Origin of the sequence: Streptomyces sp. NPDC038707, assembly GCF_040636485.1 — a bacterium.
Taxonomy (GTDB): Bacteria; Actinomycetota; Actinomycetes; order Streptomycetales; family Streptomycetaceae; genus Streptomyces.
In genome coordinates, this window is sequence record NZ_JBEZUP010000007.1 from 234,943 (window position 1) to 260,099 (window position 25,157).

The following is a 25,157-nucleotide window of genomic DNA, read 5'->3' on the forward strand; positions in this document are numbered from 1 at the left end:
GCAAGACCCACCTGCTCGGCGCGCAGATCGGCGGCTCCGACCGGGACCGCCGGTTCGCCGGTTCGCCGGTTCGCCGGTCATGCGGACGATCGGGGACCAGATCAGGGAACGCGGTCGACCAGCGCGGTGAGACCATTCCCCAGTCCGCGGAGCGGGAGGAGGTGCTCGCCCTGCTGTGGCGGAACGAGCCGAAGCCGGCGGAACCCGACCGGCCGGGTACGCGGGTGCCGCCCTGGGCCTGCATCGAGGGCAGCGGAGCGATGCTCTGCCGGCTCGCCGGACCGGGGCGGGACCTGCACGAGCGGACGGTGCTGTTCAACGAGGGGCGCGCCCCCGAGGGGGAGCACCACGCCACCCGGTGCGCCCCCTTCCTCCTGGCCGTCCTGACGGGAGAGTCCGAGCGCTGGTACTTCCCCGATCCGCCCGGCTCAGGGGAGGATCCCGGCCTCCACTCCCGCGATCCGGCCGGCCGCGTCGAAGGTGACCTCGACCGCGCTGCCGCCGGGCAGTCCGGCGACGATCCGGTCGTCGTCCGTACGGTGCGGGACCCCGTGGTGGTCGAAGTATCCGCTGACGACGTCCCGGGCCGAGTGCCCGATCAGCCGGGCGCCGGTCAGCAGCGTCCGCGGCAGGGCGACCGGGTCCAGGCCGGCGCGCGGCACCTGGGGGTCGTCGGGCAGGAAGTACACCTGAGTGGCCGGTCCCGCCGGGGCGCCGATGTAGCCGGGGGCCCCGGCCACCCCCATGCCGGTGAAGGCGAGCGTCTCGGCGGCCCGGCGCGGGTCCGGGAACCCGGACAGGTCCAGGACCTCCTCGGTCAGTTCGGTGATGCCGTGCGCCCGTCCGTACCATTCGACGGCGGCGGCCCGGGAGACCACCGGGGTGTCCCGCAGCCCCGGGTTGGCCCAGCCCCACATCCAGGACCGCTCCGCGGTGTCGTACGTCCCCAGCACACCCACGCGCAGGTCCAGCTCTCCCTGCCGGTAGCGGCAGGCCTCCAGGTCGGCGGTCCAGGGCCCCTCGGGCAGGAACGCGGTCAGGGTCTCCAACTGGACGGCGCCCCATGCGGCGTGCCGCTCGGCCTCGCGCAGGAAGGCATCGCTGAATTCACTCGCCATGGCCCCACTCTATGATCCGTGGATCACGCGGTCGGACGCGCGGGGGCTCCGCCGCGGTCAGTCGGTCGTCCGTGCCCGGGGGCGCGGCTCCGGGGCGGCGGTCCGCTCGGGCCGGGACTTGACCAGCCAGAGGCCGGTGAAGACCGCGGTGACCCAGGTGGCGACGCCGGCGGTGACGAAGGCGCTGTCGAGACCGGCTTCGAAGGACGCGCCCGAGGACTGCCGGCCGAGCACGATGGCGCCGAGCACGGCCACGCCGAGCACCGCGCCGATCTGCCGGGCCGTGCTGCTGATGCCCGAGGCGAGTCCGCCCTCCTGCGGGCCGACGCCCTGGATGGCGGCGCCGGTCAGCGGCGACATGGCGAGGGCGAAGCCGATGCCGCTGACCGCGAGACGCCACCAGATGTTTCCGTAGGGGGTGTCCGCGTGCACGAAGCCCAGGGCCAGCAGCCCCGCTCCGGCCACCGCCAGACCGGTGGTGACCACGACCCGGAAGCCGTACCGCGCGGCCAGCCGGCCCGCGAAGGGGCTGACCAGCGCCATGCCGAGCGAGATGGGCAGGGTCTTCAGGCCGGAGCCGAGGATCGAGCTGCCCTGCACGGCGACGAAGAACTGGGAGAAGAAGAACACCGAGCCCATGAGCGAGAAGCCGACCATGAGCATGGCCGTGTTGGACACCGTGAACAGCCGGCCGCGGAACAGCCGCAGCGGCATCATGGGCGCGCGCCGGCGTGCCTCCACGGCGACGAACGCGGCGGTGATCACCGCGGCGGCGGCGAAGCTGCCCAGGATGACCGGTGAGGTCCAGCCCTTGGTCCCGCCCTCGATCAGCCCGTACGTCAGGGCGCCGACACCCAGGATGGACAGGAGGGTGCCCGGGACGTCGATGGCCGGCGCGGCGGGGTTGCGGGACTCGGTCAGGGTGGGCAGCGCGGCGAGCAGCAGGGCCGCCCCGATGGGCAGGTTGACCAGGAAGATGGCGCGCCAGTCGAAGGCGTCCACGAGGATGCCGCCGGCCAGCGGTCCCGCGGCCAGGCCGATGCCGCTGATGCCCGCCCACAGGCCGATCGCCTTGACCCGCTCGTGCGGAACGGGATAGGCGGCGGCCAGCAGAGCCAGCGAGCCGGGGCTCAGCGCGGCCGCCCCGATGCCCTGGAGGACCCGGCCGAACACCAGCCAGCCCAGCGAGGGGGCGACGGCGCACAGCAGCGAGGCGAGGGTGAAGACCACCGTGCCGGAGAGGTACACCCGTTTGCGGCCGAACCGGTCGGCGAAGACACCGCCGGTCAGCAGCAGCATGGCGACCAGCAGGACGTACGCGTCCACGATCCACTGGAGGCCGGACAACTCGGTGTGCAGGCGCTGTTGCATGTCGGGGAGCGCCACACCCACGATGGTGCTGTCGAGCAGCACCATGAACTGCCCCGCGCAGCTCATGGCGAGCACCACCGCACGGTTGGACCGAGCTTCTACGGACACGAGGCGTCCCCTTCTCCACTTTTCCCGCTGCTGATCTCTTGCGCTACGTCAGGGCGCCCCGCGGCGATTCCTCGGCACACAGCCGCAGGATCACGTCCAGCAACTCCGGGAATCGTTCCCGCAGTTCGTCGGTGCGCAGCCAGATGCGCCGGTACCGGCCGTCCACGGCCATCCTGACGACTCCGGCTTCGCGCAGGATCCGCCAGTGACTGGTCAGCGTCGACTTCGGCACTCCCAGGTCCTCGACGGCACAGGTCCGCCCGGGGTCGGCGCAGGTCCGCCGCACCAGTTCCAGGCGCACCGGATCGCCGAGCGCGTACAACACGGAGGCCAGCGTCATCGACTCGGGTGCGGGCTCGGGTAGCGGTCGCATGTGCATGACCCTAGCAGACAGTTCGACAGTTCGGGATGATCGAACTATGCGTTCCGAGAAGGGAGTTCGCCGGTTCCCGGGCGAGGAGGCGCACCGGTGGGGCGAAATCGGTTGCGGCGGGAGCCGTGGGTCCGGCGAGGATAGGGCCATGGATGAGGCCACGGACGAGGTGAGCCAGGCGATCGCGGGCGAGCTGCAGCTCATGGACCCGTGTGTCCGCGCTTCCCGGGAACGCGCCGCCCGGCTTCTCGACCCGGAGTTCGTCGAGGTCGGCGGGTCGGGGCGGAGGTGGACCCATGCGGCCATGCTCGCCGAACTGCCCGATCATCCGGGCAGTTCGGCGGACGGTCCCCGCTACGAGCCCTCGGAGATCTCGGGAGTGCGGCTCGCCCCGGGCCTGGTGCATCTGACCTTCGAGACCCTGCTCGGTGAACGCAGGACCAGGCACAGTTCGATCTGGCGCAAGAGGGACGACGCCACGGGCTGGCGGATGTACTACCACCAGGCCACCCGCGTGCCGCCCGAGGTGGATTAGGGCCGCGGGGACCTCGCCGACGAGGGCGTTCCCGTGCGGACGACCGCCCACCGGCGGGGCGTCGCCGTCACGGTTCACCGGTGGCGCGCGCCGCACGCGCCGGCAGCCCCACGGCGGCCGACGCGGCGGCGGGTGCCGGTGCGTGGGGTCCGCCTGCTCCGGCGGTCCGGCAGGGGAGCCGGTACGCGGGCTTCCCCGGCCGTGGCCGGGACGCGGCGCCGCGGTGGCAGATGCGGACGCCGGCGGCGGCCGGGGTTACAGGTCGTCGGGTATGCCGAGGCCGGTCAGGGCGCCCACCGGGTCGGAGTCCGGGGTGCCCCGGGGCCACCAGTCCTCGCGGCCGGGCTCCGACTCGTAGGCGTACCACAGCCCGTCACGGCCCAGTCGCAGCTGGACGTGGCCGCGCGGATGGGTGAGGCGGTTGCGCCAGGGGCGGAACGCCGGCAGGTCGGCGGCGAGCAGCAGCGGACGGGCCCGGTCGAAACGCCCGGCCGGCGGGTCCCACGGCTCCTCCAGGACGGCCAGCCCCGCCTCCCCGCCCTGCCGCCAGGCGGCGACCGCACGGGCGAGGTCGGCCGGGGTACGGCCGGCGGCGTCGGCCAGCGTGGCGTACAGCGCGCGGGTGGCCGCGGTCAGCCCGGAACCCGGGCGGGCCGCGGCGAGACGCACCGCGTCCTGCCACAGGGACAGTCCGCCGACCGGATCGCGCCCGGTGGCGAGCAGCGCGTGGGCACGGGCGGCGGCGTCGGTCGCCAGCTGGTCCAGCGCGAACGGGTCCGGGCCGCCCGGCGCCGAGGGGTACACGGGAGGCTGCCCGGGGTGCGGCGGCACCGGCAACGGCGGGGGCGGCGGCGGTGGCTGACGGCTCGCCAGGACCTCGGCGGCCCGTACCCCCGGCAGGGTCCGCGGCTGCCGTTCGCGCGCGGCGCGGGCCGCGCGGGCGGCACTGCGCCGGGACAGCGTGTCGAGCAGTTCCTTCTCACCCCGGCCGCGCAGCAGGAGGAGCACGAAGGGGTCGGCGTCGAGCAGACGGGCCGTCTGGTAGCAGAGTGCGGCGGCGTGCTTGCAGGGGTGACCGGAGTCGGGGCAGCTGCAGCGCGGTACGAGGTCCCCGGGGCCGGGCAGCAGCGGCACACCGCAGTCGGCCAGCGACTGGGGCAGCTCCTTGTCGAGCAGCGCGGCGATATGGCCCGGCCGGTCGGCCGCGGCGTCCAGGAACCGCTCCCAGTCCGCGTCCTCCAGGGTCCGCACCCGCACCTGCACCCGGTACGGCCGGGGCCGGCTGCCCCGCACGTACGCCAGTGCCAGTCCCGGTGTGACGGTGATGGCGTCCACCTGGCCCTGGTCGGCGTACCCCCGGCCCCGCGTCAGCCGCTTGGCGTCCAGCGCGCCCCGCTCCAGCGCACGGACCCAGGCGTTGCCCCACCAGGTCCCGGCGAACGGTTCCCCGGCACCTCCGCCCTCCCGGGCGGGGAACGCCGGGAAGGTACGGCGCAGTTCACCGTCGCGGTGCGGGGTGCCCATGGTCCCGGCTCCGAAGTGCGACGCCGCCGGAGCGGTTTCCGGCGCGCCGGTTTCCGCCGGGTCCGGCGTCACCGGGGCCGGCGTCACCGGGGCCGGCGTCACCGGGGCCGGCGTCACCGGAGCCGGCTGGGCGGGGGGCGTGGCCGCGGGCGCGGTGTCCTCCGGCTCGCCGTCCGCGGTGTCGGCCTCGGACCACGCGGGCATCCGGAAGGCGGTCGCCAGGTAATGCCGCATGTCCTGTACGGCCTTGGCCCGGGCGCCGCCGGCCTCCTCCCCGGACCGGGACGAGGTGCCCGGCGCGGCGGACCGGGCCGGCGCGGACCCCCGCCGCCCGCGCCGCGCCCCGCCGGCCTCCGCGGCCTCCGTGCGCGCCGCCTCCCGCCGCGCCGCCCGCAGCGCCTCCCGGGCGACATCACCGGGTCGCCGGCCGACGGCATCCCCGGCACGCGCACCGGCGCGCGCGTCGTCCGGCCCGGCCTCCCGCACCGGGGCGCCGCCCTCCGGCGCCTCCGCGCGCACGGGACCGGCGCTCTCCGGGCCGGCATCCGCCGGACCCGGCACCGCGCGGTCCCCGCCGGCCGCGTCCGGCACCTCGTCGCCGATGTCCGCGACCGGTCCCTCGGCGGAACTCCGAGCCGCCTCCGACTCCGCGCCCGCCCCCTCGGCCGGTCCCGGAGTGCCGCCCTCCCGCTCGGTCGTCGCCCGTTGCCGGGCCTCGCGGAGGGCGCGGCGGGCCGCGTCGGCGGGGTGGGGACGGCCGGGCGGCGTCATGACGTCCTCCGCAGGGAGACGAGGTCGGACAGTTCGCGGTCCGTCAGCTCGGTCAGGGCCGCCTCGCCGGAGCCGAGGACGGCATCGGCCAGGGCACGCTTCGCGGCGAGCATCTCGGCGATACGGTCCTCCACCGTGCCCTCGGTGACCAGGCGGTGGACCTGGACGGGCTGGGTCTGGCCGATGCGGTAGGCGCGGTCGGTGGCCTGTTCCTCGACCGCCGGGTTCCACCAGCGGTCGAAGTGGACGACATGGCCCGCGCGGGTGAGGTTCAGGCCGGTGCCGGCGGCCTTCAGGGACAGCACGAGGACCGGGGTCTCACCGCTCTGGAAGCGGTCGACCATGCGCTCGCGCTCCGGCACCGGCGTGCCGCCGTGCAGCAGGTCGACCGGGACCGCGCGGGCGGACAGATGGGCGGTGAGCAGCCGGGCCATGCCGACGTACTGGGTGAAGACGAGCGCCGAGCCGTCCTCGGCGAGCAGGGTGTCCAGCAGTTCGTCGAGCAGGGCGAGCTTGCCGGAGCGGGCGGCCAGGCGCTCCGGGTCCGGCCGCTCCTTCAGATACAGCGCCGGGTGGTCGCAGATCTGCTTCAGCGCGCCGAGCAGCTTGAGCACCAGGCCCCGCCGTGCCATGCCCTCGGCCGTCTCGATGGCCAGCATCGACTCGCGCACCACCGCCTCGTACAGCGCGGCCTGTTCCCGGGTGAGCGGCACCGGGTGGTCCGTCTCGGTCTTGGGCGGCAGCTCCGGCACGATGCCCGGGTCGGACTTCTTGCGGCGCAGCAGGAAGGGACGGACCAGCCGGGACAGGCGCTCGGCCGCCTCCGTGTCCTCGCCGCTCTCCACCGCGCGGGCGTGCCGGGCGCGGAAGGACTTCAGCGGGCCGAGCAGTCCGGGGGTGGTCCAGTCGAGCAGGGCCCACAGTTCGGAGAGGTTGTTCTCCACCGGGGTGCCGGTGAGCGCCACGCGCGCGGGCGCGGGGATGGTGCGCAGCGCCTTGGCGGTGGCCGAGTACGGGTTCTTCACGTGCTGCGCCTCGTCGGCGACGACCATGCCCCAGGGCCGTCCGGCGAGGTGGGCGGCGGCGGAGCGCATCGTGCCGTACGTGGTGAGGACGAAGCCGCCCTCGACGCCGTCCAGGGTGCGGTCCTGGCCGTGGAAGCGGCGGACCGGGACGCCGGGGGCGAACCGGGTGATCTCGCGCTGCCAGTTGCCGAGGAGGGAGGCCGGGCAGACGACGAGGGTCGGTTCGGGGCGGGCCCGTTCCAGGTGCAGGGCGATGAGGGTGACGGTCTTGCCGAGGCCCATGTCGTCGGCGAGGCAGCCGCCGAGGCCGAGGGAGGTCATCAGGTCGAGCCAGGCCAGCCCGCGCAGTTGGTAGTCGCGCAGGGTGGCGTTCAGGCCGGGGGGCGCGGTGGCGGGGGTCAGGCCGGCGGTGAGCCGGTCGCGGAGGGTGGCCAGCGCGCCGACGGGGACGGCCTCGACGGTCTCGCCGTCCACCTCGGCGGTGCCGGTGAGGGCGGCCGAGAGCGCGTCGACCGGGTCCAGCAGGCCCAGTTCCCGCTTGCGGGCCTTGCGGACCAGCGCGGGGTCGACCAGTACCCAGCGGTCCCGGAGCCGTACGACCGGGCGGTGGGCCTCGGCGAGGGCGTCCATCTCGGCCTCGTCGAGCGGTTCGCCGCCGAGTGCGAGCTGCCAGCGGAAGCCGAGCAGCTCCGCGCTGTCGAAGAAGCCGGTGCCGTCGGTGGCGGAGCCGGGGGCGGGGCGGACGACCGCGGTGGCGGTCAGGTCGCGGGCGAGGTCGCGGGGCCAGTGCACGGCGACCCCGGCGGCGGCCAGCCGGCTCGCCGCGACGCCGAGCAGGTCGGTCAGCTCCTCCTCGGACAGGGCGAGGACGTCGGGCACGTCCTGCTCGGCGAGGCGGTCCAGCGGCGGCCACACCCGGGCGGCGCGCCGGACGGCGAGGGCGGCGTCCACGCGCGCGCGGGGCCCGAACGCGGGGTCGGCCTCCCCCGCCCACAGGGCCGCCGCGTCGGCGACCAGGGTGGGGTCGGCGAGGCTGTGGACCTGCACGACGGCGGCTCCGGCGGCGCGGGTGCCGTCGCCCGCGCCGGCGTCGAAGACGTCGTACGCCGACAGGTCCAGGCGCAGTGAGACGCGGACGCCCGCGTCCATCCCGGCGGCGACCTCGGCCGCCCACTCCTGGGCGGCGGGCAGGCTCTGGGGGGCCTGGGCGGCGAAGGGCCGGCCGGAGGCGTGCGGGGCGGCGGGGGTGCGCGGCAGGGTGTCGGCGACCGCGTCGAGGAAGGAGCGGACGAGGGCCTCGGGCTGGGGCAGCAGCAGCGCGCCGGGGCCGGGGAGGGGAACCGCGTGTCCCTCGGGGGGCAGGGCGGCGGCGATGGCGCGCAGGTGGGCGAGGTCGTCGGGCTCGAGCGGGCCGGCCCGCCAGGCGTCGTGCCCGGCGGGGGTCAGGCCGGGCAGCAGCCGGCCGCGGGCGACGAGCCGCAGCGCGTGCAGGGCGGCGGCGCCCCAGCAGGCGGTGGCCGGGTGGGCGGCCGGGTCGCGGCGGGCGCGCACCAGCAGCGGCAGGGCCCGGGCGAGCGGCAGGGTGAGCGCGGGCACCCGGCGCCGGCGCACCCCCGCGCCGTGGCGGCGGACGACCGTCAGCTCCTCGGTGCCGGCCCCGGGTGCCGGGGGCAGCGGGCCGCCGGCGGGGTCCCAGAAGGCGAGGCGGCCGTCGCGGGGCAGGGGCGCGGGCAGATAGACGCAGGCGAGGCGCACCCAGGCCGGGTGCCCGGGGTCCGGCCCGGGGGAACCCTCCGTGCGCTCGGCCACCGCCGCCGTGCCGTCCGTCATCCGTCCTGCCACCTCCCGTCCGTGTGTCGCGCCAGTCGTCCTCGACTCTACGGGCGGGCTCTGACAATCGGGTCCGGGGTCCGGTCGGGCCGCTGGTCAGGGGACCGTGCGGGAGACGACGTACACCATCGGGAGCTGGGGGTCGGACAGGTTGACGACCACGTCCTGGGTGGGTGCGGGGTTCTTCTGCGCGTGGGTCAGCCCCCACCAGGGGCCGGTGCCGGTGAAGGTCCAGCCGCTGACCTCGCGGTCGCGGTCGCCGATGGTGATGTCGTCCTCGCGCAGCTGCTCCCGGCGTACGCCCATGGTCCCCAGGAAGCTGTCGAGACCGGCCGGGTTGGTGCGGAACTGGACGTAGAGGCGGCTGGTCTTCCAGTTGTTCGTCTCGTAGTAGGCGACCTTGTCGGCGGGGTGCGGGACGGACACCTGGTAGAGGCGGCGCTGCACCTTGGACGGCCAGCCGGCGGTGAGGCCGGTCGCGGAGTACTTGGCCTCCTTGTCCTTGCCGCTGTCGCGGCTCTGGTTGGCGGAGATCACCAGGTAGCCGGCCGGTACGCCGATGAGCAGGACGATGATCAGCAGGGTGAGGGCCCGGCGCCGGGCCCGGTGCCGGGGGTCCTCGGCGGGCCGGTCCGGCTGTGGTGGCGGGCCTCCCTGGTGGGGCAGGGAGGGCGTCATGCGGTGTCCCGGGGGCGGCGGGCCTGGGCGTAGCGCTCGTAGCGTTCGTAGCGCTCCACCCGGCGCCGCTTGGCCCGGCGGAACCGGCGGGCGACCAGCCGGGCGAGGTCGGCGGCGCCCACCATGCCCGCCTCGGGGCCGAGCTGGGCGCGGGTGATGCGGGCCTCGGGGCGGTAGCCGCGGCCGGTGAGGTGGCGCTTGAAGGCGTCCCGGGCCGGTCCGATGAGCAGGTCGTCGGCGGCCGAGACGCCGCCGCCGATGACGAAGCAGGACGGGTCGAGGGCCGCCGCCAGGTTGGCGATGCCGACGCCGAGCCACTGGCCGATGTCCTGGAGCAGTTCCACGCACATCGCGTCGCCCTCGCGGGCCAGCTCGGTGATCATCGGGCCGGTGATGTCGTCGATGTTGCCCTTGACGTGCTCGATGATGCCGTAGGCCACCGGGGAGTCGGCGGCGGCCAGCTCCTTGGCCTCGCGGACGAGCGCGTTGCCGGAGCTGTACTGCTCCCAGCAGCCGCGGTTGCCGCACGGGCAGCGGTGGCCGCCGGGCACGACCTGCATGTGGCCGAACTCGCCGGCGACGCCGAACTTGCCGCGCTTGACCTGGCCGTCCTCCAGGATGGCGCCGCCGATGCCGGTGCCGAGGGTGATCATCACGAGGTGGTCCTCGCCGTGGCCGGCGCCGAAGCGCCACTCCGCCCAGGCGGCGGTGTTGGCGTCGTTGTCCACCAGGACCGGCACGGCGAGGCGGCCGGCGATGCGGTCGCGCAGGGGTTCGTTGCGCCAGGACAGGTGGGGGGCGAACAGGACGCGGTTGCGGTCGGCGTCGACCCAGCCGGCGGCACCGATGCCGACCGCGTGCACGTCGTGCCGGTCGGACAGGTCCAGGACCAGCTCGACGATGGTGTCCTCGACGACCTTCGGGCTCTTGGACTTGTCCGGGGTCTCCGTGCGGAGCTTCTCCAGGATGTTGCCGTCGGCGTCCACGACGCCCGCCATGACCTTGGTGCCGCCGATGTCGATGCCGACCGTGGGCACGCGGGGGGCGGTCAGGTGGGACCGGCGCTCCCTGGTGCCGACGGTGCGCAGGACGGGGGCTCGGCGGGAGCCGATGGGGGCGGTGAGGTCGCGGTAGGTGCTCATCGTTGGTCGATTCTGCCGCACGCTCACGCCGAGTGGGGTGCGGGTCGGGGCGGGAGGGGGCGCGCGTCCCTTCGGTCCGGTCTCAGTCTCGTTGCAGTTCGTGGCGCAGGGCTTCGAGGTCGGAGCCGCCGGCCATCTGCCGCGTCAGCTCGTCCAGGGTGATCTCGTCCCGTGTGTAATTTCCCACCATCGTGCCCCTCCTCAGGAGCACGAATCGGTCTCCCACGAGATACGCGTGATGCGGATTGTGGGTGATCAGAACAACACCCAGGCCCTCATCGCGTGCGGCGGCCACATACTTCAGGACCACACCGGACTGCTTGACGCCCAGGGCGGCGGTCGGCTCGTCCAGGACGAGGACCTTCGCGCCGAAGTGCACCGCGCGGGCGATGGCCACGCACTGGCGTTCGCCGCCGGAGAGGGTGCCGATGGGCTGGTCGACGTCCCTGAGGTCGATGCCCATGCGCAGCAGCGCCTCGCGGGTGGTGCGGCGCATCAGGCCGATGTCCAGGCGCTTGAAGGGACCGGCGCCCTTGCGGGGCTCGGAGCCGAGGAAGAAGTTGCGCCAGACCGGCATCAGGGGGACGACGGCCAGGTCCTGGTAGACCGTGGCGATGCCCCGGTCCAGGGCCTCGCGCGGGGAGGAGAGGCTGGTCTCCTCGCCCTCGATGCGCACGGTGCCGCCGTCGTGGCGGTGCAGGCCCGCGATCATCTTGATCAAGGTGGACTTGCCCGCCCCGTTGTCGCCGAGGACGCAGGTGATCTCCCCCGCGTGGACCTCCAGGGAGACGCCCTCCAGGGCGCGGACGGTGCCGTAGTGCTTGCTGACGTCGGTCAGCTCGACGAGGGTCATGCGGTCGCCTCCGCGCGCTTGCGGACCCAGGCGTTGAGCAGGGTCGCGAGGAGCAGCATCGCTCCGAGGAAGAACTTGAACCAGTCGGGGTTCCACTCGGCGAAGACGATGCCCTTGCTGGTCATGCCGAACAGCAGGGCGCCCACGGCCGAGCCGACCGCGCTGCCGTAGCCGCCGGTGATCAGGCAGCCGCCGATGACGGCCGCGATGATGTAGATCAGTTCGTTGCCGACGCCCTCGCCGGACTGGACGGCGTCGAAGGAGAAGAGCAGGTGCTGGCCGGAGATCCAGGCGCCGAACGCCACCCCCATGTAGAGGCCGATCTTGGTGCGGGCGACGGGGACGCCGACCGCGCGGGCCGCGTCCTCGTTGCCGCCGACGGCGAAGATCCAGTTGCCGGTGCGGGTGCGCAGCAGGATCCAGGAGGCGAGGGCGACCAGGGCGAACCACCACAGGATGGTGACCTTCACGTCGACGCCGCCGACGGTGAATGTGGAGGCGAAGACGGCGCGGGCGCTGGAGAAGCCCTCCATGTCGCCGATGGTCTTGGTGGACACGGTGCCGTCGATCAGCTTGGTGAAGCCGAGGTTCATGCCGGTCAGCATCAGGAAGGTGCCCAGCGTGATGATGAAGCTGGGCAGCTTGGTGCGGGTGAGCATGAAGCCGTTGAAGGCGCCGACGGCCAGGGTGACCAGCAGCGACACGCCGACACCGACCCAGGTGTTCGCCGTCAGCTGGTAGCTGGACATCGAGGAGATCAGCGCGGACGACGTCACCATCACGCCCGCCGAGAGGTCGAACTCGCCGCCGATCATCAGCAGCGCGACGGGTACGGCCATGATGCCGATGGTCGACGAGGCGTACAGCACCGTGCTGAGGCTGGTGGCGCGCAGGAAGCCGTCGGCGACGAAGGCGAAGAAGACGAAGACGGCCAGGGCGCCGACGACCGAGCCCAGCTCCGGGCGGGCGAGCAGCTTGCGCACCGGGGAGGTGGGCAGCAGCCTTTCGTCGAGCGGCTCGGGATCGGTGACCGTGCTCATCGGGTACCCCGATCGGTGTACTCGGCCAGCTCGGCGGCCTGGTCCTTGGTGACGATCTGCGGGCCGGTCAGCACCGGCTTGCCGCCGCCGAGGGCATCAGCGTTGTACTTGTACAGCCACAGCAGGTCCACGGCCTCGTAGCCCTGGAGGTACGGCTGCTGGTCCACGGCGAAGCCGAGGGTGCCGTCCTTGAGCGCCGCCGCGACCTTGGGGTTGAGGTCGAAGGTGTCGATCTCGGCCTTGCTGCCCGCGTCGGTCCTGGCCTTCACGGCGGTGTCGGCGAAGGGCGCGCCGAGGGTGACGACGGAGTCGATGGACCTGTCCGCCTGGAGCTTGGCCCCGATGGCGGACTGCACGTCGGGCATGTTGGTGCCGTTGACGTAGAGCTTGCTCAGCTTGCCGCGGAAGGTCTTGGCGACGCCGTCGCAGCGCTGCTCGTGGCCGACGTTGCCCTGCTCGTGCAGCACGCACAGGGCCTTCTTCCTGCCGCGCTTGTTCAGCTCGTCGCCGACGGCCTCGCCGGCGATGGTCTCGTCCTGGCCGATGTGGGTGAGGGCGCCGAAGGCCTTGGACTCCTCGGAGCCGGAGTTCACCGTGATCACCGGGATGCCGGCCTTCTCGGCGCGGGCCACGGCGGCCTTCATGGCGTCCGGCTTGGCGAGGGTGACGATGATGCCGTCGACCTTCTTGTCCACGGCCGCGTCCACCAGCTGGGCCTGCTGCTGGGCCTCGTCGTCGTGGGAGTACAGGAAGTTGATGTTGTCCTTGACGGCGGCCTGCTTGGCGCCGCTCTGGACGATGTCCCAGAAGGTGTCGCCGTCCCCCGAGTGGGTGATCATGGCGAAGGTCCAGCGCGGGGTGTTCACCGCCGCCCTGCCCTGGGCGGCGGCGGCCTTGCGCGCGTCCTCCGCCCGCTTTCCTCCGGTGCTGCTGCACGCCGCGAGGGACACGGAGAGTGCCCCCGCCAGCGCTATGCCTACCCAGGTCCGAAACCGTGCCACGAGGCCGTGCCCTTCTTGCCGCTCTTGCTCTGCTCCGAAACGTACATAAGGGGCGGGCGACCTCACCGTGGGCGCGTCCCGGCGGCGATCTCACCTGCCCCAAACACTTCAGTATCGGACATGCCGGCCGCGCGGGGCACGACCGGGGACCGGAGAGCGGTCCGTTTGTCCGGACATCGCATCGAATGCCGGGTCACGGTCAGGACCGAACCAGCAGCTGGAACTCGAAGGAGTAGCGGCTCGGGCGGTAGGTGTGGTCGCCCAGCTCCACCGCGCGTCCGGTGTCGTCGTAGGTGGTGCGCCGCATGGTCAGCAGCGGTGCCCCGGCGGGCTCGGCCAGCCGCTCGGCCTCGGCGGGGGTGGCACCCCGGGCGCCGATGGACTGGCGGGCGCTGTGCAGGGTGATCCCGGCGGACCGCATCAGCCGGTACAGGCCGGTGGCCTCCAGCCGGCCGGCGTCCAGGTCGAGCAGTCCCGTGGGCAGGTGGTTGATCAGGTAGGCCATGGGTTCGCCGTGGGCGAGGCGGATGCGTTCGACGCGGTGCACGTCATCGCCCTCGGGGACGCCGAGCGCGGCGGCGACCTCGGCGGGAGCCGGTACGACCGTGTTGACCAGCACCTGGGTGGCGGGGCGCTGGCCGGCCGCCTCCAGGTCGTCGTAGAGGCTGCTCAGCTCCAGCGGGCGCTTGACCTTGCTGTGCACGACCTGGGTGCCCACGCCCCGGCGCCGGACGAGGAGCCCCTTGTCGACGAGCGCCTGGATGGCCTGGCGGACGGTCGGCCGGGACAGCCCGAGCCGCGCGGCCAGTTCGATCTCGTTGCCCAGCAGGCTGCCGGGGGTGAGACCGCCGTGCTCGATGGCGGACTCCAGCTGCTGGGAGAGCTGGAAGTACAGCGGCACCGGGGAGCTACGGTCCACGCGGAGGCCGAGCGCCACGGTCGGGTCCACATCAGGTTTCGGCACGGGGCCGAGCGTAGTCCGGTGCCCGGTTGACGGGAAGTCGTGAAGTCCGGTTGTCCTGACATGCCCGGGAGCGGCCGGCTCTCGGAGCCGGGAGTGGCGCACGTCGTCGCCGCGGCCCCGGCGGTCCCCTACAGCCCCTCGTCGCCCTCGTCGTCCAGCGGCCCGGCGTCGTAGACCAGCAGCGCGATCTGCACCCGGTTGTCCAGGCCGAGCTTGGCGAGGACGCGGGAGACGTGGGCCTTGACGGTGGGGGTCATGGGCCTGGTGCACGAGTTCACCGGCCGGCGGGTGGGCCTGGTGCGGCGCTCCTTCCTCGACGGCTACGAGGTCTACGCGAGCGTCGCCCTCGTGGTGCCGGCGCTCGCCCTGTTCGCGGCGGCGGACAGCCGGAAGCGGCCGTGGGTGAACCCCCGGGAAAATCACCGGACGTACCGGGAAACACTCGGTGATTGACATTGACATGCCATCGTCTACGCGCGTCATCATGAGGGCATGAGATTCCCCCCACGCGCCCCGCGCATCGGTGCGGCAGCCGCCCTCCTGTCCGCCCTCCTCGTGGGCGGCACCGTCACCGCCGGCCCTGCGGACGCCGCGACGGCCTCCGTCGGCAGCGTCTGCTACGGCGCTCTGCCCGCCCAGGCCCACGACACCCTGAAGCTGATCGGACAGGGCGGTCCGTACCCGTACTCCCAGGACGGGAGCGTCTTCCAGAACCGGGAAGGCGTCCTGCCCCGGCACACGTCCGGCTACTACCACGAGTACACCGTGATCACCCCGGGCTCCTCCACCCGCGGTGCCCGGCGCATCGTCACCGGTGAGAAGTACCGGGAGGACTACTACACGGCGGACCACTACGCCTCGTTCGACCTGGTCGACTACGGCTGCTGAGCCCCTCCCCACGGGGCCGACACGAGGAACGGCGCCACACCCCGGGGCCCGGCCCGCCGTGGCCGGGCCCCGGCCCTCGCCGTTCAGCCGGCGTGGGTGGAGAACAATCCGCCGGTCGGGCCCTGCTTGTCGCCGCCCTGGGCCTTCTTCAGGGCGTTGGCCAGGCCCTCGATGGTGAGGGACTGGAGGATCACCCGGCCGTTGCCCTCCAGGGTGGCCAGGGACAGACCCTCGCCGCCGAAGACGGCGTTCATGATCCCCTGGCGGTTGAGGCCGCCGACACGCTGGACGCCGTACTGGATGCCCTCCTCGAAGGCGACCACACAGCCCGTGTCGACCTCGATGCGGCCGCCGAAGTCCGCCGGGTTCAGGTCGATGAAGTTGCCCGCGCCGGCGATGATCACCGTGCCCTGCCCGGTGAACTTCTCCAGGACGAAGCCCTCGCCGCCGCTCATGCCGGTGCGCCCGCCCGCGAACGCGATGCCGAACTCGACGCTGGACTCGGCGGCCACGAAGGCGTCCTTCTCGGCGAACCACGCGCGCGTGCCGTCCAGCTCCAGCGCCCGCATCTCCCCGGGGAGCACGCCCGCGAAACCGACCGTGCCCTCACCGCCCTGGGCGGTGAAGTACTGGAAGGCCAGCGACTCACCGGCGAGCACGCGCTGCCCGACCTGCATGGCGGTGCCCATGGCCTGGCGCAGCAGCCCGCCCATGCCGCCGGAGCCGCCCTGCTGCTGTCCGCCGCCCGACGGGCCGGACAGCCGGGTCTCCATGGTCACGTTCGCCGTCTTGAACAGGAACTTCCCGGCCTCGCAGTACACGGTCTGGCCGGGACGCAGGTTGACGACCGCCATCTGCATGGCGTTGCCGACGATCTCTTGCTGAAGGGTCACGTGAGGGACAACGCGTCAGGCGGACGGAAGAGTTCCGGACCCGCCGTACGCGGGTCCGGAAGGGTGACGCGCGGAACGCCCCGGTGCTGTCCGGCCGGGGCGCCCCACGCGAGCCCGCGGGCCGGGATCAGCCGCCCAGCTCCTGGTGGCGGGCGGCCAGGGCGCTCGCGCCGCGCTCGGTCAGCGAGCCGAACAGGCGCAGCCGGGAGATGCCGCCGTCGGGGAAGATGTCGATCCGCGCGTGCGTGCCGACCGCCGCCTCGGGCAGGACGAAGCGGTGGTTGGTGTCGGGCTGGAGCCGGGTGCGCGGCAGGACCTCGGTCCACTCGCCGTCCTCGCCGTCCCGGACGGACACCGACGCCCAGCCGGCGCTGTTGCCCTTCAGGTAGGCGGTGTCGATCTCGACGGCGCGGACGGCGGACTGGGCCACGAGCCGGTAGCGGATCCAGTCGTTGCCCTGGTCGCGGCGGCGGCGGGTCTCCCAGCCGTCGTCCATCTTGCGCGAGCGGCCCGGCTGGATGGTGTTGGTGGCCGGCGAGTAGAACAGGTTGGAGGCGTCCTCGACCTGGCCGCCGTTCTCCAGCGCGACCACGTCGAAGGTGCCGAGGGCCGCCAGCCACTCGGGGTCCGGGACGACCTCGCCGTACACCCGCAGGCGGGCGATGCCGCCGTCGGGGTGCTGGTTGATCCGCAGGTGGGTGAAGCGCTGCTCGGCACCGACCGCGAAGCCGTTGGCCGCGTGGCCGCCGACCGGGGTGCGCGGGACGAGGGTGGTCCACTTCACGTCGTCGCCGAGCAGCTCCTCGGGCGACGGCGAGCCGGGTACGCAGGCGCCCTCGACGGAGACGGCCTGCGGGTAGTTGCCGCGGAAGTGGGCGGTGTCGATCACGATGCCGCGGATCACCCCGGGCGCGCCGAGGCGGACCAGCGCCCAGTCGTGGTCCTCGGCGGTGGGCCAGGGGTGCTCGGCGGAGACACCGCGGCGGCGGCGGGTCTCCCAGCCGTCCATGATCTTGCCCTTGTGGCCGAAGTGCTCGGGGTCGAACTCGGCCCGCTCGGGCACCAGCAGGTTCTCCCGCTGGGCGAAGAACTCGTCGTTGGCGGCGATGACACCGGCGCCGAGCTGCCGGTCGGCGAGGTTGGCGTACTGGGTGAAGGGGAAGTCGGCGGTGCGGTAGTCCGCGTACGGGTCGCCGCCTCCGTAGGGGTTCGCGTCGCCGGTGAAGCTGGGTGTCGCCGTCACGGTGATCAGTTCTTCCTTTCGGGGCTCGATGGGTGGGATTCAGTGGGTCCGGCTGAGCAGCGTCCCCTTCGGTTCGGTGAACTCGCCGTCGGCGACGATGCGTTCGCCGCGCAGCCAGGTGGACTTGACGACGCCGTACAGGGTCCTGCCGGCGTAGGCGGTGACCCGGTTGCGGTGCTGGAGGCCGGCCGGGTCGACGGTGAAGGTCTCGTCGGGGGCGAGGACGGCGAAATCGGCGTCGCGGCCGGCCTCGATGGCGCCCTTCTGGGTCAGGCCGACCAGCTCCGCGGTCCGCGCGGACATCCAGCGGACGACGTCCTCCAGGGTGTGGCCGCGCTCGCGGGCCGCGGTCCACACCGCCGGCAGGCTCACCTGGAGGCCGGCGATGCCGCCCCAGGCGGTGGCGAAGTCGTCGGTCTTCAGGTCGGCGGTGGACGGCGAGTGGTCGGTGACCACGCAGTCGATGGTGCCGTCGGCCAGCGCCTCCCACAGCAGGTCCTGGTTGGCGGACTCGCGGATCGGCGGGCAGCACTTGAACTCGCTGGCGCCGTCGGGTACTTCCTCGGCGGTCAGGGTGAGGTAGTGCGGGCAGGTCTCCACCGTGATCCGCACTCCCTCGGCGCGGGCGGCGCGGATCAGCGGCAGGGCGTCACTGGAGGACAGGTGCAGCACGTGCACGCGGGCGTTCAGGCGCCGGGCCTGCGCGATGAGGTTCGCGATGGCGGTGTCCTCGGCGTCGCGCGGGCGGGAGGCGAGGAAGTCGGCGTACCTCGGGCCGCCGTGCTGCGGGGCGCTCTCCAGGTGGTGCGGGTCCTCGGCGTGCACGATGAGCAGCCCGCCGAACCCGGCGATCTCGGCCATGGACTGGGCGAGCTGGTCCTGGTCGAGGTGCGGGAACTCGTCCACGCCGGACGGGGAGAGGAAGCACTTGAAGCCGAAGACACCGGCGTCGTGCAGCGGGCGCAGGTCCTTGACGTTGTCGGGCAGGGCACCGCCCCAGAAGCCGACGTCGATGTGCGCCTTGTCCCGGGCCACGTCCTGCTTGATCCGCAGGTGCTCGACCGTCGTGGTGGGCGGGAGGGAGTTGAGCGGCATGTCGACCAGGGTGGTGATGCCGCCGGCCGCCGCCGCCCGGGTGGCGGTCCAGAAGCCCTCCCACTCGGTGCGGCCCGGGTCGTTGACGTGCACATGAGTGTCGACCAGGCCGGGGAGCAGCACATGGTCGCCGACGTCCTCCAGCCGGGCCGTGGCCGGAACCTCGGCGTCGTACGGCAGGACGGCCGTGATCTTCCCGCCGGACACGGTGACCGTGGCGGCCCGCGTCCCCTCCGGAGTGATCACCCGCGTCGAGCGCAGCACCAGTTCAGCGTCGGACACCCGAACCCCTCTCCATACCGCCGTATCGCACGTCCAGAAAACGGGATTTACACCCATGTAACGGACTTCAACGTTCTGTTGAAGGAGTCTTCACTTCCGCCAGTCCGCCGTCAAGAGGCACCCTTCGGGGTGGCATGCCAGGTACACCCACTCTGGACGTTTCCACAAAGCGGAATTAGAATTCCAACAAGCAGAACGTAGCTACGTACAAGCGGGGAGTCAACCGACTGCCGGGTAGGCTTCTGCTCTCCCGCCAGTCCCGAAAGGAACGCGCCGTGCCGACGTCCAGCGCCAGCACCACCGACTCCGCCAAGCAGCCCTCCGCCGCAGGCGGGGTGCAGTCCCTGGAGCGCGCCTTCGACCTGCTCGAGCGGATGGCGGACGCGGGCGGCGAGGTGGGCCTGAGCGAGCTGTCCGCGGCCAGCGGCCTGCCGCTGCCGACCATCCACCGGCTGATGCGCACGCTGGTCGCCTGCGGCTATGTGCGCCAGCAGGCCAACCGGCGCTACGCCCTCGGCCCCCGCCTGATCCGCCTCGGCGAGTCCGCCTCCCGGCTGCTCGGCACCTGGGCGCGGCCGTACCTGGCCCGGCTGGTGGAGGAGACCGGCGAGACCGCCAACATGGCGCTGCTCGACGGCGACGAGATCGTCTACGTCGCCCAGGTGCCCTCCAAGCACTCGATGCGGATGTTCACCGAGGTGGGCCGACGGGTGCTGCCGCACTCCACCGGCGTCGGCAAGGCGCTGCTCGCCGGCGTCCCGGACGACGAGGTGCGGGCGCTGCTGTCCCGTACCGGCATGCCGGCGGCCACCGAGAAGACCATCACCACGCCGGAGGGGTTCCTCGCGGCGCTGGAGGATGTGCGGCGGCTGGGATACGCGGTGGACGACAACGAGCAGGAGATCGGGGTGCGCTGCCTCGCGGTGTCCGTGCCCGACTCCCCCACGGCGGCGGCCATCTCCATCTCCGGGCCGGCCGGCCGGGTCACCGAGACGGCCATGGAGAAGATCGTCCCGGCGCTCCAGCAGGTCGCCCGCGAACTCTCCGCCGCCCTGGCCAGCCAGAACCAGGGCTGAGCGGCACGGCGCCGGGGCGGCCGGCCGGCCGCTGTCCCGGGTTCGGCTGAGTAGCCGTACTCATGCGCCCGGCGCGCCCCCGCGGGCAGGGTGACGGGCATGGACTCCCCGTCGCCCCACCGGCCTTCGACGCCACCGGCGGCCCCCGACCGCGGCGGTCCGCCGACCGGGGCGCCGACCTCGGCGCCGGATGCGGGCTGGTGTTCCTGGAACTGGCCGCCCTGGCCGTGATCTTCGGCCTGTGGTGGCTCTCCGGGTTCGGCCTGGACCCGGCGTCGACCGTCACGGCCGACCCGCTGTGGCACTACCTGATCGCCGTCGGCGCGGTCGGGGCGGTCGCCCGCGCGGCGGCCGTGATCGCCGCGCGGGCCGGGGCCGTCGTCACCGTGGTCACCCAGGGCCTCATGGCCGCTCTGGTCTGCCTGATCGTCGTCGGCGGGACCGCGGCGCAGTCCCACGAGGACCAGCGTGCCGTGAGATCCCGACGGCACCGGGCTGCCGGCACACCCACTGACCAGCGACCGGGCCCCGAGCGGCGCCCGGGGCCCGCTCTCGGCCGGCCAGTACCCGGGCCCGACCGCTTCCCCGCCGACACGCAGCCGCATCCGGCCGACGCGCAGCCGTGGCCACGGCCCGGCCGAAGCGCGGACACGCCCCGCCGGCGGCCGGCTAGGCCCGCGGTGGCTCGCCGAACAGGTCCACGGCGGCGCGCACCTGGGCCAGCCCCCGGGTCAGCGCGCTCATCGAGCCGATCGCGCCGGCGATCAGCAGCAGGGAGGCGCGCAGCCGCGGGATCTCCGGGACGCCTGAGGCGGCCATCGCGGCGAGGGCCGCGAGTTCGTCCTCGGCTGTCGTCCGGTCGGGGAAGTCCACGGGTAACGCGGCGAGTTGGCGGCGCAGCCGGGACACGGCGGTACGCAGTTCCGCCACTCTCGGATCCTCGTCGATGCCGGTCACCGGCCTCTGCCCCAAGCTCCGCAACGCAGCCCTCCCCGTCGGCACGCCCTTGTGCGCGGGCTAGTAAACGCCACCTGTGGGCCCGAGCGCCACAGCCCCGACCGAAATTCAGCCCAACGGAACCGGCGCCGCGCACGCGGCCGGTTTTCGTCGCCGCCGGGTATGTGCAAGCCATGACGGAGAACCGGGAATCGCCCGGCCCGGTCGCGGGGCTGCTGCTCGCCGCCGGCGGCGGCAGACGGCTCGGCGGACGCCCCAAGGCACTGCTGCCGCACCGGGGGCGCCCCCTGGTCGAGCACGCGGCGGGGGTGCTGCGCGCGGCCGGGTGCGGACGCATCCATGTGGTGCTGGGCGCGGCGGCGCAGGAGGTGCGGGCCCGCGCCGCGCTGGACGGCTGTGTGCCGGTGGACAACCCGGACTGGGCCGAGGGCATGGGCTCCTCACTGCGCGCGGGCCTGGCCTCGCTGGCCGGCACGGGGGTGCGCGCGGCACTGGTCTGCCTGGTCGACCAGCCCGGCATCGGGCCGGCCGCGGTGGCCCGGGTGCTGGACGCGTACCGGGACGAGCGGTCGCTGGTCTCGGCCGCCTACGACGGGGTACGCGGGCACCCGGTGCTGCTCGGCGCGGCGCACTGGGCGGGGGTCGCCGCGGCGGCCACCGGCGACCGCGGGGCGCGGGCCTACCTCCAGGCGCACCGGGCGGAGCTGCGGCTCGTGGAGTGCGCGGACGTGGCCGAGCCGTACGACCTCGACACCGAGGCGGACCTGAGCCACCTTGAGTGAACGGGGTGGCACCGAGCGCCACCTTCGCTCGACTCAGAGAATCTCGACATCAACACACCATTGAAGTTCCACGATGAGGAAACTACTATCCACTGTTCAGAAGCGTCCGACCGCACAGTGGGCGCTGTCTGTCCTGTTCGTGCCACTTGGCACCCGGTGCCACCGCTGAAGGAAGTGACAGCTCATGTCCGCACCAGCGCCGTCCCCGCTGGCCATCGTCGACGCCGAGTCCCTGCCCCGGCAGGAGGAGGTCCTCACCGACGCGGCGCTCGCCTTCGTGGCGGAGCTGCACCGGCGGTTCACCCCGCGCCGTGACGAACTCCTCGCCCGCCGGGCCGAGCGCCGCGCCGAGATCGCCCGCACCTCCACGCTCGACTTCCTGCCGGAGACGGCCGCCGTCCGCGCGGACGACTCCTGGAAGGTCGCCCCGGCCCCGGCCGCGCTGAACGACCGGCGCGTCGAGATCACCGGGCCCACCGACCGGAAGATGACCATCAACGCGCTCAACTCGGGCGCGCGGGTCTGGCTCGCCGACTTCGAGGACGCCTCCGCGCCCACCTGGGAGAACGTCGTCCTCGGCCAGCTCAACCTGATCGACGCCTACACCCGGAACATCGACTTCACCGACGGGCGCACCGGCAAGTCGTACGCGCTGCGGCCGAACGAGGAGCTGGCGACCGTCGTCATGCGTCCGCGCGGCTGGCACCTGACCGAGCGCCACCTCGTCGACGCCGACGGCACGCCCGTCCCCGGTGCCCTCGTCGACTTCGGCCTGTACTTCTTCCACAACGCCCAGCGGCTGCTCGACCTCGGCAAGGGCCCGTACTTCTACCTGCCCAAGACCGAGTCGCACCTCGAAGCCCGGCTGTGGAACGAGGTGTTCGTCTTCGCGCAGGACTACGTCGGCATTCCGCAGGGCACCGTCCGCGCCACCGTCCTGATCGAGACCATCACGGCCGCGTACGAGATGGAGGAGATCCTCTACGAACTGCGCGACCACGCCTCCGGGCTGAACGCCGGCCGCTGGGACTACCTGTTCTCCATCGTGAAGAACTTCCGTGACGGCGGCGCCAAGTTCGTCCTTCCGGACCGCAACGCGGTGACGATGACCGCCCCGTTCATGCGCGCCTACACCGAACTCCTCGTCCGCACCTGCCACAAGCGCGGCGCGCACGCCATCGGCGGCATGGCGGCCTTCATCCCGTCCCGCAAGGACCCGGAGGTCAACAAGGTCGCCTTCGAGAAGGTCCGCGCCGACAAGGACCGCGAGGCGAACGACGGTTTCGACGGCTCCTGGGTCGCCCACCCCGACCTGGTGCCCATCGCCATGGAGTCCTTCGACAAGGTCCTCGGCGACAAGCCGAACCAGAAGGACCGGCTGCGCGAGGACGTCCACGTCGAGGCGGCCGACCTGATCGCCATCGACTCGCTGGACGCGAAGCCGACGTACGAGGGCCTGGTCAACGCCGTCCAGGTCGGCATCCGTTACATCGAGGCGTGGCTGCGCGGGCTCGGCGCGGTCGCCATCTTCAACCTGATGGAGGACGCGGCCACCGCCGAGATCTCCCGCTCGCAGATCTGGCAGTGGATCAACGCCGGGGTCGAGTTCGACGACGGCGAGAAGGTCACCCCGGAGCTGGCCCGCAAGGTCGCCGCCGGGGAACTCGACGCCATCCGCCAGGAGATCGGCGAGGAGGCCTTCGCCGCCGGCCACTGGCAGGAGGCGCACGACCTGCTGCTCCAGGTGTCCCTGGACGAGGACTACGCCGACTTCCTCACCCTGCCGGCGTACGAGCGGCTGCGCGGCTGACCGTCACGGCTCATGTGCGGGCCCGGGGGCTTCCCCCGGGCCCTTCCGCCGTTCCCGGCTCACCCCAGGTGCGCCGACCAGTCCTGTTCCGCCGCCGGCTTGCCGTGCAGGTCGGGGACGCGCTTCAGCCAGTCCGGGCGGCCCGCCTGGGTCCGGACCGCGCGGGCGGCCTCCTCCGCGGCGAGTTGTTCACGGCTCGGGAAGTCGGTGGGCAGCCACTCGGCCGAGAGCCGGACCCTCTCCAGCAGATAGCCGACGTAGGCGTCCCGGACGTCGTCGGGCGTGGCGAACCCGGCGTCCTCGGCGAGCCAGGCGTCCGGCACCTCGGCGACGATCCCGCGCAGCAGTTCCTCGGTCACCTTCGGCGCCAGTTCGGCGTCGGCGGCGCGCACGTCGGGGCCGTAGTGGCCGAGGGCGTGGTGCCGGAAGTCGTAGCGCCTGCCCGGGGCCGTGGTGTCCCAGCGGTGGTGGAAGACGAGGGCGGCACCGTGGTCGATGAGCCACAGCCGGGCCGGCGCGGTGCCGAGCGTGGGCCAGACCATCAGGTTCGAGCTGTGGACCGTACGGTCGACGTTGACGGTCAGCGCGTCCAGCCAGACGATCCGGCCCGCCTCCAGCGGATCCACCGGGAAGGCCCGGGCGGTCTCCGGGGTGAAGTCCCGGGCGCCGGGCAGATAGTCCATGCCGAGGTTCACGCCCGCGCTGGCACCGTGCAGGTCGCGCACCTCCTGGTGCGGCTCGGCGGCGGCGATGGCGGGATCGAAGCGCACCAGCACCAGCTCGGGGAACCGCAGCCCGAGCGCCCGGGCGAGTTCCCCGACGATGACCTCGGCGACCAGCGCCTTGTGTCCCTGCGCGGAACCGGTGAACTTCACGACGTACGTGCCGAGGTCATCGGCCTCCACGACACCGGGGACGGAGCCGCCGGAGCGCAGGGGCTCGATGTAGCGGGTGGCGGTGACTTCTCTCAGCATTTCCGGAGACTCCCCCGCTCGTTGACCTTGCGTTCCATGATCACTTCAAGGGGTACGCCCCTTGCTACCAACCTCCGGCACGAAGTGAGCATAGTAACGAAGGGTGACAGCCCGCCAAGGCCGGCGCCGGCTACGTCAGCCATCTGTCTTGCCCCGACGAGCATTGAGAAGCGCCTGTGACTCTCGGGCGGGGATGCGGCATGGCAGCTATCCGACCGGTCTCAGGGTCCGCGCGAGCGCGTCGACGGTCACGCTGACGATCGCCCGGAGTTGCTCCGGGCTCGCCCCGGCCCTGCCCATCACGGCGAGAGACTGGTTCACGGCCGCTACGTGTACGGCGAAGTCCTCGGCGTTCTCGTCGGACATCCCGGCGGCCTTCAGCGCGGTGCGCACGCGCGGGCGCTGGCGGCCGAACAGTTCTTTGACCTGCTCTGCGACCCTCGGGCTCAGCGCCGGACTCGCCATGACCGACTGGGCCATCAGGCAGCCGTCGGGCACGGCGGGATCGGCGATGCGCCCCAGGGTGACCTCGAAGAACGCGCGGACGGCGGCGACGGGGTCTTCGGCCGCGCACGAGAGGGCGGCGTCGTACTTGTCGCCGTAGCGCGTGGCGTAGCGATCCAGGCAGCGGAGGAAGAGCGCCTCCTTGTCGCCGAGCGAGGAGTAGATCGAGCTGCGGTTCAGGCCGGTCGCCCGGGACAGGTCGTCGAGCGAGGTGTCGGCGTAGCCGGAGCGCCAGAACTGGATCATCGCGGCGTCGAGCACCGTGTCCATGTCGAACTGCTTCTTGCCTGCCATGCGGCCCATCCTCCCATCTTGAACTG

General features: G+C 73.1%; 23 protein-coding genes and 2 pseudogenes. 7 read left to right on the top strand and 18 right to left on the bottom strand.

What is annotated here, in order from left to right; all coding sequences use genetic code 11:
- Positions 1-428 precede the first annotated feature (428 nt).
- The 3 genes from AB0E62_RS12985 to AB0E62_RS12995 form a co-directional block, all read right to left on the bottom strand.
- Positions 429-1,118: a DUF6882 domain-containing protein gene (locus AB0E62_RS12985; protein WP_362191705.1), complete on the bottom strand. Its 690-nt coding sequence runs from the start codon at positions 1,116-1,118 to the stop codon at positions 429-431.
- A gap of 57 nt (positions 1,119-1,175) precedes the next feature.
- Positions 1,176-2,555, bottom strand: coding sequence for an MFS transporter (locus tag AB0E62_RS12990; RefSeq protein WP_362191791.1), 1,380 nt, complete (start codon positions 2,553-2,555; stop codon positions 1,176-1,178).
- A gap of 85 nt (positions 2,556-2,640) precedes the next feature.
- The gene (locus AB0E62_RS12995) at positions 2,641-2,970 is read right to left on the bottom strand and encodes a helix-turn-helix domain-containing protein (RefSeq protein WP_362191707.1); all 330 of its coding nucleotides are present in this window, start codon (positions 2,968-2,970) and stop codon (positions 2,641-2,643) included.
- Positions 2,971-3,118: 148 nt separating this feature from the next.
- Here AB0E62_RS12995 and AB0E62_RS13000 point away from each other — a divergent pair, with 148 nt between their 5' ends.
- A complete protein-coding gene (locus AB0E62_RS13000) occupies positions 3,119-3,505 on the top strand; it encodes a DUF4440 domain-containing protein (RefSeq protein ID WP_362191709.1) in 387 nt (128 codons plus the stop codon).
- Positions 3,506-3,760: 255 nt separating this feature from the next.
- Here AB0E62_RS13000 and AB0E62_RS13005 read toward each other — a convergent pair whose 3' ends face one another.
- The 9 genes and pseudogenes from AB0E62_RS13005 to AB0E62_RS13045 all read right to left on the bottom strand — a co-directional run.
- Positions 3,761-5,800, bottom strand: a complete 2,040-nt coding sequence (locus AB0E62_RS13005; protein ID WP_362191711.1) for an SWIM zinc finger family protein — start codon at positions 5,798-5,800, stop codon at positions 3,761-3,763.
- Positions 5,797-8,655, bottom strand: coding sequence for a DEAD/DEAH box helicase (locus tag AB0E62_RS13010; RefSeq protein WP_362191713.1), 2,859 nt, complete (start codon positions 8,653-8,655; stop codon positions 5,797-5,799). The genes AB0E62_RS13005 and AB0E62_RS13010 overlap by 4 nt, the downstream gene beginning before the upstream one ends.
- 96 nt (positions 8,656-8,751) lie before the next feature.
- Positions 8,752-9,333: a sugar kinase gene (locus AB0E62_RS13015; RefSeq protein ID WP_362191715.1), complete on the bottom strand. Its 582-nt coding sequence runs from the start codon at positions 9,331-9,333 to the stop codon at positions 8,752-8,754.
- Positions 9,330-10,475: an ROK family glucokinase gene (locus tag AB0E62_RS13020; protein WP_362191717.1), complete on the bottom strand. Its 1,146-nt coding sequence runs from the start codon at positions 10,473-10,475 to the stop codon at positions 9,330-9,332. Before AB0E62_RS13020 ends, AB0E62_RS13015 begins: the two co-directional genes overlap by 4 nt.
- Positions 10,476-10,557: 82 nt before the next feature.
- The gene (locus tag AB0E62_RS13025) at positions 10,558-11,328 is read right to left on the bottom strand and encodes an ATP-binding cassette domain-containing protein (RefSeq protein WP_362191719.1); all 771 of its coding nucleotides are present in this window, start codon (positions 11,326-11,328) and stop codon (positions 10,558-10,560) included.
- Positions 11,325-12,368, bottom strand: coding sequence for an ABC transporter permease (locus AB0E62_RS13030; protein WP_362191721.1), 1,044 nt, complete (start codon positions 12,366-12,368; stop codon positions 11,325-11,327). The genes AB0E62_RS13025 and AB0E62_RS13030 overlap by 4 nt, the downstream gene beginning before the upstream one ends.
- Positions 12,365-13,369: a sugar ABC transporter substrate-binding protein gene (locus AB0E62_RS13035; protein ID WP_362191723.1), complete on the bottom strand. Its 1,005-nt coding sequence runs from the start codon at positions 13,367-13,369 to the stop codon at positions 12,365-12,367. Before AB0E62_RS13035 ends, AB0E62_RS13030 begins: the two co-directional genes overlap by 4 nt.
- Positions 13,370-13,568: 199 nt before the next feature.
- Positions 13,569-14,306 (bottom strand): GntR family transcriptional regulator, encoded by a 738-nt coding sequence (locus AB0E62_RS13040; RefSeq protein ID WP_362191793.1) that lies wholly within the window; start codon positions 14,304-14,306, stop codon positions 13,569-13,571.
- Between the two features lie 155 nt (positions 14,307-14,461).
- A pseudogene (locus AB0E62_RS13045) lies at positions 14,462-14,581 on the bottom strand (DNA-binding response regulator); the annotation flags it as partial.
- Between the two features lie 7 nt (positions 14,582-14,588).
- On the opposite strand from AB0E62_RS13045, the gene AB0E62_RS13050 reads away from it, so the two are divergent.
- Both AB0E62_RS13050 and AB0E62_RS13055 read left to right on the top strand, forming a co-directional pair.
- Positions 14,589-14,786 (top strand): hypothetical protein, encoded by a 198-nt coding sequence (locus tag AB0E62_RS13050; RefSeq protein WP_362191725.1) that lies wholly within the window; start codon positions 14,589-14,591, stop codon positions 14,784-14,786.
- A gap of 39 nt (positions 14,787-14,825) precedes the next feature.
- Positions 14,826-15,221 carry a ribonuclease domain-containing protein gene (locus tag AB0E62_RS13055; protein WP_362191727.1) on the top strand — a complete coding sequence of 132 codons (396 nt, stop codon included), beginning with the start codon at positions 14,826-14,828 and terminating at the stop codon, positions 15,219-15,221.
- A gap of 83 nt (positions 15,222-15,304) precedes the next feature.
- On the opposite strand, the gene AB0E62_RS13060 is transcribed toward AB0E62_RS13055, so the two are convergent.
- The 3 genes from AB0E62_RS13060 to allB all read right to left on the bottom strand — a co-directional run bounded on the left by AB0E62_RS13060 (position 15,305) and on the right by allB (position 18,734).
- Positions 15,305-16,114: an AIM24 family protein gene (locus AB0E62_RS13060; RefSeq protein WP_362191729.1), complete on the bottom strand. Its 810-nt coding sequence runs from the start codon at positions 16,112-16,114 to the stop codon at positions 15,305-15,307.
- 127 nt (positions 16,115-16,241) lie between these two features.
- On the bottom strand, positions 16,242-17,357 hold the full coding sequence (gene alc, locus AB0E62_RS13065) for an allantoicase (protein WP_362191731.1): 1,116 nt from the start codon (positions 17,355-17,357) through the stop codon (positions 16,242-16,244).
- Between the two features lie 39 nt (positions 17,358-17,396).
- Positions 17,397-18,734: an allantoinase AllB gene (gene allB, locus AB0E62_RS13070; protein WP_362191733.1), complete on the bottom strand. Its 1,338-nt coding sequence runs from the start codon at positions 18,732-18,734 to the stop codon at positions 17,397-17,399.
- 275 nt (positions 18,735-19,009) lie between these two features.
- Here allB and AB0E62_RS13075 point away from each other — a divergent pair, with 275 nt between their 5' ends.
- Both AB0E62_RS13075 and AB0E62_RS13080 read left to right on the top strand, forming a co-directional pair.
- Positions 19,010-19,810 (top strand): IclR family transcriptional regulator, encoded by an 801-nt coding sequence (locus tag AB0E62_RS13075; protein ID WP_362191735.1) that lies wholly within the window; start codon positions 19,010-19,012, stop codon positions 19,808-19,810.
- A gap of 62 nt (positions 19,811-19,872) precedes the next feature.
- Positions 19,873-20,223 (top strand): annotated as a pseudogene (locus AB0E62_RS13080) (DUF6234 family protein); the annotation flags it as partial.
- A 256-nt stretch (positions 20,224-20,479) separates the two neighbouring features.
- Here the strand turns inward: AB0E62_RS13080 and AB0E62_RS13085 are convergent.
- Complete coding sequence (locus AB0E62_RS13085) at positions 20,480-20,767, bottom strand: DUF5955 family protein (RefSeq protein WP_362191795.1); 288 nt, start codon at positions 20,765-20,767, stop codon at positions 20,480-20,482.
- Between the two features lie 173 nt (positions 20,768-20,940).
- Here AB0E62_RS13085 and AB0E62_RS13090 point away from each other — a divergent pair, with 173 nt between their 5' ends.
- Both AB0E62_RS13090 and aceB read left to right on the top strand, forming a co-directional pair.
- Complete coding sequence (locus AB0E62_RS13090) at positions 20,941-21,549, top strand: nucleotidyltransferase family protein (protein ID WP_362191797.1); 609 nt, start codon at positions 20,941-20,943, stop codon at positions 21,547-21,549.
- Positions 21,550-21,733: 184 nt separating this feature from the next.
- The gene (gene aceB / locus AB0E62_RS13095) at positions 21,734-23,359 is read left to right on the top strand and encodes a malate synthase A (RefSeq protein WP_362191737.1); all 1,626 of its coding nucleotides are present in this window, start codon (positions 21,734-21,736) and stop codon (positions 23,357-23,359) included.
- Between the two features lie 59 nt (positions 23,360-23,418).
- Here aceB and AB0E62_RS13100 read toward each other — a convergent pair whose 3' ends face one another.
- Both AB0E62_RS13100 and AB0E62_RS13105 read right to left on the bottom strand, forming a co-directional pair.
- Complete coding sequence (locus tag AB0E62_RS13100) at positions 23,419-24,333, bottom strand: HipA family kinase (protein ID WP_362191739.1); 915 nt, start codon at positions 24,331-24,333, stop codon at positions 23,419-23,421.
- Positions 24,334-24,540: 207 nt separating this feature from the next.
- Complete coding sequence (locus AB0E62_RS13105; RefSeq protein ID WP_362191741.1) at positions 24,541-25,131, bottom strand: TetR/AcrR family transcriptional regulator; 591 nt, start codon at positions 25,129-25,131, stop codon at positions 24,541-24,543.
- Positions 25,132-25,157: the final 26 nt, after the last annotated feature.

Bases quoted from the DNA above. Each gene is read 5' to 3' on its own strand.
- aceB (WP_362191737.1), top strand. From the start codon at position 21,734: ATGTCCGCACCAGCGCCGTCCCCGCTGGCCATCGTCGACGCCGAGTCC.
- AB0E62_RS13050 (WP_362191725.1), top strand. From the start codon at position 14,589: ATGGGCCTGGTGCACGAGTTCACCGGCCGGCGGGTGGGCCTGGTGCGG.
- AB0E62_RS12995 (WP_362191707.1), bottom strand. From the start codon at position 2,970: ATGCGACCGCTACCCGAGCCCGCACCCGAGTCGATGACGCTGGCCTCC.
- AB0E62_RS13025 (WP_362191719.1), bottom strand. From the start codon at position 11,328: ATGACCCTCGTCGAGCTGACCGACGTCAGCAAGCACTACGGCACCGTC.
- AB0E62_RS13100 (WP_362191739.1), bottom strand. From the start codon at position 24,333: ATGCTGAGAGAAGTCACCGCCACCCGCTACATCGAGCCCCTGCGCTCC.
- AB0E62_RS12990 (WP_362191791.1), bottom strand. From the start codon at position 2,555: ATGAGCTGCGCGGGGCAGTTCATGGTGCTGCTCGACAGCACCATCGTG.
- AB0E62_RS13105 (WP_362191741.1), bottom strand. From the start codon at position 25,131: ATGGCAGGCAAGAAGCAGTTCGACATGGACACGGTGCTCGACGCCGCG.
- AB0E62_RS13015 (WP_362191715.1), bottom strand. From the start codon at position 9,333: ATGACGCCCTCCCTGCCCCACCAGGGAGGCCCGCCACCACAGCCGGAC.
- AB0E62_RS13055 (WP_362191727.1), top strand. From the start codon at position 14,826: ATGAGATTCCCCCCACGCGCCCCGCGCATCGGTGCGGCAGCCGCCCTC.
- AB0E62_RS13000 (WP_362191709.1), top strand. From the start codon at position 3,119: ATGGATGAGGCCACGGACGAGGTGAGCCAGGCGATCGCGGGCGAGCTG.
- AB0E62_RS13030 (WP_362191721.1), bottom strand. From the start codon at position 12,368: ATGAGCACGGTCACCGATCCCGAGCCGCTCGACGAAAGGCTGCTGCCC.
- AB0E62_RS13010 (WP_362191713.1), bottom strand. From the start codon at position 8,655: ATGACGGACGGCACGGCGGCGGTGGCCGAGCGCACGGAGGGTTCCCCC.
- AB0E62_RS13090 (WP_362191797.1), top strand. From the start codon at position 20,941: ATGACGGAGAACCGGGAATCGCCCGGCCCGGTCGCGGGGCTGCTGCTC.
- AB0E62_RS13020 (WP_362191717.1), bottom strand. From the start codon at position 10,475: ATGAGCACCTACCGCGACCTCACCGCCCCCATCGGCTCCCGCCGAGCC.
- AB0E62_RS13005 (WP_362191711.1), bottom strand. From the start codon at position 5,800: ATGACGCCGCCCGGCCGTCCCCACCCCGCCGACGCGGCCCGCCGCGCC.
- AB0E62_RS12985 (WP_362191705.1), bottom strand. From the start codon at position 1,118: ATGGCGAGTGAATTCAGCGATGCCTTCCTGCGCGAGGCCGAGCGGCAC.